General features: G+C 74.5%; 4 protein-coding genes and 1 pseudogene. 4 read left to right on the top strand and 1 reads right to left on the bottom strand.

Annotated features, from left to right (window positions below):
• Nucleotides 1–445, top strand: a pseudogene (locus HDR73_RS01155) (hypothetical protein); the annotation flags it as partial.
• Here the strand turns inward: HDR73_RS01155 and HDR73_RS01150 are convergent.
• On the bottom strand, nucleotides 442–1,716 hold the full coding sequence (locus HDR73_RS01150) for an isochorismate synthase (protein WP_012300230.1): 1,275 nt from the start codon (nucleotides 1,714–1,716) through the stop codon (nucleotides 442–444). The pseudogene HDR73_RS01155 and the gene HDR73_RS01150 overlap by 4 nt on opposite strands.
• Nucleotides 1,717–1,876: 160 nt before the next feature.
• Here HDR73_RS01150 and ubiE point away from each other — a divergent pair, with 160 nt between their 5' ends.
• The 3 genes from ubiE (at nucleotide 1,877) to HDR73_RS01135 (ending at nucleotide 5,182) form a co-directional block, all read left to right on the top strand.
• Nucleotides 1,877–2,611, top strand: a complete 735-nt coding sequence (ubiE, locus tag HDR73_RS01145; RefSeq protein ID WP_041464770.1) for a bifunctional demethylmenaquinone methyltransferase/2-methoxy-6-polyprenyl-1,4-benzoquinol methylase UbiE — start codon at nucleotides 1,877–1,879, stop codon at nucleotides 2,609–2,611.
• A gap of 35 nt (nucleotides 2,612–2,646) precedes the next feature.
• On the top strand, nucleotides 2,647–3,720 hold the full coding sequence (locus HDR73_RS01140; protein ID WP_041464769.1) for a polyprenyl synthetase family protein: 1,074 nt from the start codon (nucleotides 2,647–2,649) through the stop codon (nucleotides 3,718–3,720).
• 91 nt (nucleotides 3,721–3,811) lie between these two features.
• Nucleotides 3,812–5,182, top strand: coding sequence for an FAD-dependent oxidoreductase (locus HDR73_RS01135; protein ID WP_012300227.1), 1,371 nt, complete (start codon nucleotides 3,812–3,814; stop codon nucleotides 5,180–5,182).
• Nucleotides 5,183–5,394: the final 212 nt, after the last annotated feature.

The raw sequence follows: 5,394 nt of genomic DNA, 5'->3' as shown, positions 1-5,394 counted from the left end.
CGCGGTCGGCGGGCTCGCGTACGGGACGCGCGCGTGGCGGGTGCCCGCGCGGATCCGCCTGGTCGTGCTCGCGGCCGCCATGGTCGCCGCGACCGCCGTGCTCGCGCTGGTCGCCCTGCGCGTGCCCGATGCGCCCGGCCCGCTCGCGCTCGTCGCGGTCGCCGTGCTCCTCGTCCCCGTCGGCCTGTTCCTCGCCCCCGCGATGGCCACGGGCTACCTCCTCGCCGACGAGCAGACCGCCGCCGAGGTGCGCACGGAAGCGTCGGCGTGGGTCAACACGGCCGTGAACACGGGCGTCGCGCTTGCGGCGGCCGGGGTCGGCGCGGTGGTGGACGCGGCCGGGCCCGTCCCCGGGATCGTCGCGGGCGCGGTGGCCGCGCTCGTCGTGGCGGGGATCGCGGCGCCGTCGCTGCTGCGGCGACGCGCGCCCGCGGAGCAGACCTAGCCCAGCGCCTCCACGACGGGCCGGAACTTCATGGCCGTCTCGGCGCGCTCGCGCTCCGGGTCGGATCCGGCGACGATGCCCGCGCCCGCGTGCGCGACGATGGCGCCCGACGGATCCACCTGGGCGCCGCGCAGCGCGATGGCCCACTCGCCGTCGCCGTCGGCCGCGACCCAGCCGATCGGCCCGGCGTAGCGCCCGCGGTCGGTGGGCTCGAGCTCGGCGATGAGCTCCAGCGCGGCGGCCGTCGGATGCCCGGCGACCGCGGCCGTCGGGTGCAGCGCGCCCACGAGGTCGAGCGACGAGGATCCGTCGCCCAGCGTGCCCGTGACGTCGCTCGCCAGGTGCCACAGGTTCGGCAGCTTGAGCGTGAAGGGCGCGTCCGTCGTGGAGAGGTCGCGGCTGTGCGGGCGGAGCGCGTCGAGCACGCTGTCGCGCGCGAACGCGTGCTCCTCGTTGTCCTTGGGGCTCGCGGCGAGCCCGGCCGCCGCGGCGGCGTCGGCCCGCGCGTCCGCGCCGCGCGAGACCGTGCCGGCGAGCACGCGCGCGCCGACCGTGCCGCCGCCGACGCGCACGAGCGTCTCGGGGCTCGCGCCGATGAGGCCGTCGACCGCGTAGGTCCAGCAGTCCGGGTAGCCGAGCGCGAAGCGGCTGAGGGCGAGGCGCAGGTCGCCGCCGAGGGGGAGGCGGCCGACGAGGTCGCGCGCGAGCACGACCTTCTGCACGTCGCCGGCCGAGATGGCGGCGACGGCGCTCGCGACGGCCGCCTCGTAGTCGTCGGGGCCCATGGACCCGGGGCGCAGGTGCAGGCGGTACTCGGCGCCGGAGTCCTCCGGCACGGGGAGGGAGCCCACCGCCAGCGCGTCGAGCGGGGAGGCGACGTCGCCGTCCTCCTGGTCGGCGAGCCGGATCCGCGTCACCCACGACACCCCGTCCCGCCGCCCGACGACGACCCGCGGCACCACGAGCACGCTCGCGGCCGCCGAGTCGTCCGCGAACGCGAAGGCGCCGAACGCGATGAGTCCCGTGCCGGGGATCCCGAGCGGATCCGTCACGGTCGCGGCCGCGGCGACCTCGCGCCAGGCGGCGGCGGCGTCGCGCACGCGGTCGGGACCGCGGAACTCCAGCCGGAGGGCCTCGCCGATGCCGCCCATCCCGGATCCGTGCCGGAGCCACAGGAGCGGGTGCCGGGCGTCGATGAGGGGGACGAGCCGGGCGATGGAGTCGACGGGGGTGGTGTCGACGAGGAGCGCTCGGACGCGGGATGCGGTCACGGATGCCAGCCTACCGCCGGGGATCCGGGCCTCCCCGGGACCGCGGTGGCCCCCGACGTACCCCGCGCCGCGCTCGTCCGCCCCCGTCCTCTGATCGGCCGCTGGGCATCCGGTCGCCGCCCATCGCGTGCCCAGCGCGCGCGAATAGACTGGACGCGTGATGCGAGCAGACCTCAGCAAGAAGCCCGGCCAGGTGTCGGCCATGTTCGACGAGGTCTCGAGCGCCTACGACCGGACGAACACCCTCCTCTCGGTAGGGAACGACCAGCTGTGGCGCGTCGCCACCACGCGGGCCGTCGCCCCGGTCGCCGGGGAGCGGATCCTCGACCTCGCCGCCGGCACCGGCACCTCGAGTGCCGCGCTCGCCGCATCCGGGGCCCACGTTGTCGCCGCCGACTTCTCCGAGGGGATGCTCGAGGTCGGCCGCCGCCGCCTCGCCGGCGACGACCGGGTCGAGTTCGTGCACGCCGACGCCACCGACCTCCCCTTCGACGACGACTCCTTCGACGCCGTCACCATCTCCTTCGGCCTCCGCAACGTGGTCGAGCCGCGGAAGGGCCTCGACGAGCTGCTCCGCGTGCTGAAGCCGGGCGGCCGCATCGTCATCTGCGAGTTCAGCACCCCGCCCGTGCCGCTCGTGCGCCGCGGCTACGACCTCTACATGAAGGCCGTCGCCCCGTCGCTCGTGAAGCTCGTGAGCTCCAACGCCAGCGCGTACGAGTACCTCAACGAGTCGATCCAGGCCTGGCCCGACCAGGAGACGCTGAGCTCGTGGCTCCGCGCGGCTGGATTCGCGTCGGTCGAGCACCGTAACCTCACTGCGGGGATCGTGGCGCTGCACCGCGGCGTCAAGCCCGCCGGCCGTCACGCCGCTCCCCGTCCCGCCGCGTCCTGACCGCGACTGAACCCCCACAGACAAGGACGCCGAACATGAGTCCGAGCATCCCGCTCGCCCGCCGCGGCGCCTCCGTCGCCTCGCACGCCAGCCTCACCGAGCGCCTCTTCTCGTCCTCCGACGACCGCCGCATGGCGCGCAGTATCGACGACGGGCTCGCGCTCGTCGAGGAGCAGCTGCTCCGCGAGGTCCGGTTCGCCGACGACGTGGCCGACGTGACCACGCGCTACCTGCTCGACGCGGGCGGCAAGCGCGTGCGCCCGATGCTCGCGCTCCTCATCGCCCAGCTGGGCGAGGGCAACACGCAGCAGGTGGTGGACGCGGCGGTCGCCATCGAGATCACGCATCTCGCCTCGCTGTACCACGACGACGTCATGGACGAGGCGGACATGCGCCGCGGCGTCCCGAGCGCGCAGGCCGTGTGGGGCAACTCCGTCGCGATCCTCGCGGGCGACCTCCTCTTCGCGCGCGCCAGCAAGATCGTCGCCGACCTCGGCCCGCGCGCCATCCGCCTGCAGGCTGCGACGTTCGAGCGCCTGGTCCTCGGGCAGCTGCACGAGACCATCGGCCCGCGCGAGGGCCAGGATCCGATCGAGCACTACCTCGACGTCCTCGCCGACAAGACCGGCTCCCTCATCGCGTGCGCCGCGCAGATGGGCGTCATCTACTCCGGCGCGGATCCCGAGCTCGAGTCGGCCGTGTTGGCGTTCGGCGAGCGCACGGGCGTGGCCTTCCAGCTCGTCGACGACGTGCTCGACCTCGCCGACCAGCCCGAGGAGACCGGCAAGCTCGCCGGCACCGACCTCCGCGCGGGCGTCGCGACGCTCCCGCTCCTCTACCTGCGCCGTCTCGCGGAGACGGACGCCGCCGCGGCGGCGCTGCTCGCCCGCATCCAGCGCGACGTCGAGCACGAGGAGACGCCGGAGTCCGAGGCCGATCTCACGGCCGCCATCGCCGAGCTCCGCGACCACGAGGTCACGGCGCGCACCATCGCGGAGGCGCACCGCTGGGCCGCCGAGGCGGTCGAGGCGCTCGCGCCCCTGCCCCAGGGCCCGGTGAAGAAGGCGCTCACGCGCTTCGCCGACACCATCGTCGAGCGCACGCGCTAGCTGCCGCTCGTCCCCGCCGGCTCTCGCGGGGATCCGCACCACCACGCCCCCGCACGGCCGGCACGGGGACGACGACGAACCGGAGACACCAGTGACCAAGCTCAGGCTGGCCATCGTGGGCGCAGGGCCCGCGGGCATCTACGCGGCCGACATCATCCTGAAGGCCGAGAAGCAGTTCAACGTCTCCATCGACCTCTTCGAGCGCCTCCCCGCGCCGTACGGCCTCGTCCGCTACGGCGTCGCGCCCGACCACCCCCGCATCAAGGGCATCATCGGCGCGCTGCGCGACGTGCTCGACCGCGGCGACATCCGCATCTTCGGCAACGTCGACTACGGCCGCGACATCACGCTGGAGGACCTGCAGAAGCACTACAACGCGGTCATCTTCTCCACGGGCGCGATCCGCGACGCCGAGCTCGACATCCCCGGCATCGACCTGCCGGGCTCGAACGGCGCGGCCGACTTCGTCAACTGGTTCGACGGCCACCCCGACTTCCCGCGCGACTGGCCGCTCGACGCCCGCGAGGTCGCGGTGATCGGCAACGGCAACGTCGCGCTCGACGTGGCGCGCATGCTCGCGAAGCACGCGGACGACCTGCTGCCCACCGAGATCCCGGACAACGTCTACACGGGGCTCAAGCACTCGCCCGTCACCGACGTGCACGTCTTCGGCCGCCGCGGGCCCGCGCAGGTGAAGTTCACGCCGCTCGAGCTCCGCGAGCTCGGCGAGGTGCCCGACGTCGACGTGATCGTCTACGACGAGGACTTCGGCGTGGATCCCGCCGCCGAGGAGGCCGCGAAGACCAACAAGCAGGTCATGGTCATCAGCCGCGTGCTGGAGAAGTGGCGCACGCGCGAGACCGGATCCGCGTCCCGCCGGCTGCACCTGCACTTCTACTCGCGCCCCGCGGAGGTGCTCGCGTCCGACGACGCCGAGCCGCGCGTCGCGGGCTTGCGCATCGAGCGCACGCGGCCGGACGGCCTCGGCGGCGTCGAGGGCACGGGCGAGTACCGCGACGTGCCCGTGCAGGCCGTCTACCGGGCGGTCGGCTACTTCGGGTCGCCCGTCGACGGGATCCCGTTCGACGAGCGCCGCGGCGTCATCCCGAACCACGAGGGCCAGGTCCTCGACATGGACAACAACCGGATCCCCGGCGTCTACGCCACGGGCTGGATCAAGCGCGGGCCCATCGGCCTCATCGGGCACACCAAGTCCGACGCCATGGAGACCGTCTCGCACGTGCTCAACGACCAGGGTGACTGGTGGACCCCCGAGGCACCCGAGGAGCAGGCGATCGTCGACCTCCTCGCCGAGCGCGGCATCGAGTACACCGACCTCGCCGGCTGGCACGCGCTCGACGAGCACGAGATCGCCCTGGGGCAGCCGCACGGCCGCGCCCGCATCAAGGTGGTCGAGCGCGACGAGATGCTCGAGGCGTCGCGGCCCCGCCAGTCCGTCTGATCGGCGCGCGCCGCACGATCTGATCGACGCCGACGGGCGCCCGCGGTCCTCCCGCGGGCGCCCGTCCGTCGTCCGTCCCCAGCTGGACCCCCGTCCGCCCGCCCGGCCCGCCGCAGCCCCTAGGGTCGCCGCGTGATCCCCGCCTCCGCGCCCGCCCTGCTCGTCGCGGTCGGCATCGCCGGTGCCGCGCTCGGCGCCGCCTCCCCGGCGCT

The organism is Clavibacter sp., from assembly GCF_014802555.1.
In the GTDB taxonomy this organism is placed as follows: Bacteria; Actinomycetota; Actinomycetes; order Actinomycetales; family Microbacteriaceae; genus Clavibacter; species Clavibacter sepedonicus.
Note: the sequence above shows the minus strand (reverse complement) of the source record. Positions and strands in the feature narration are given on the sequence as shown.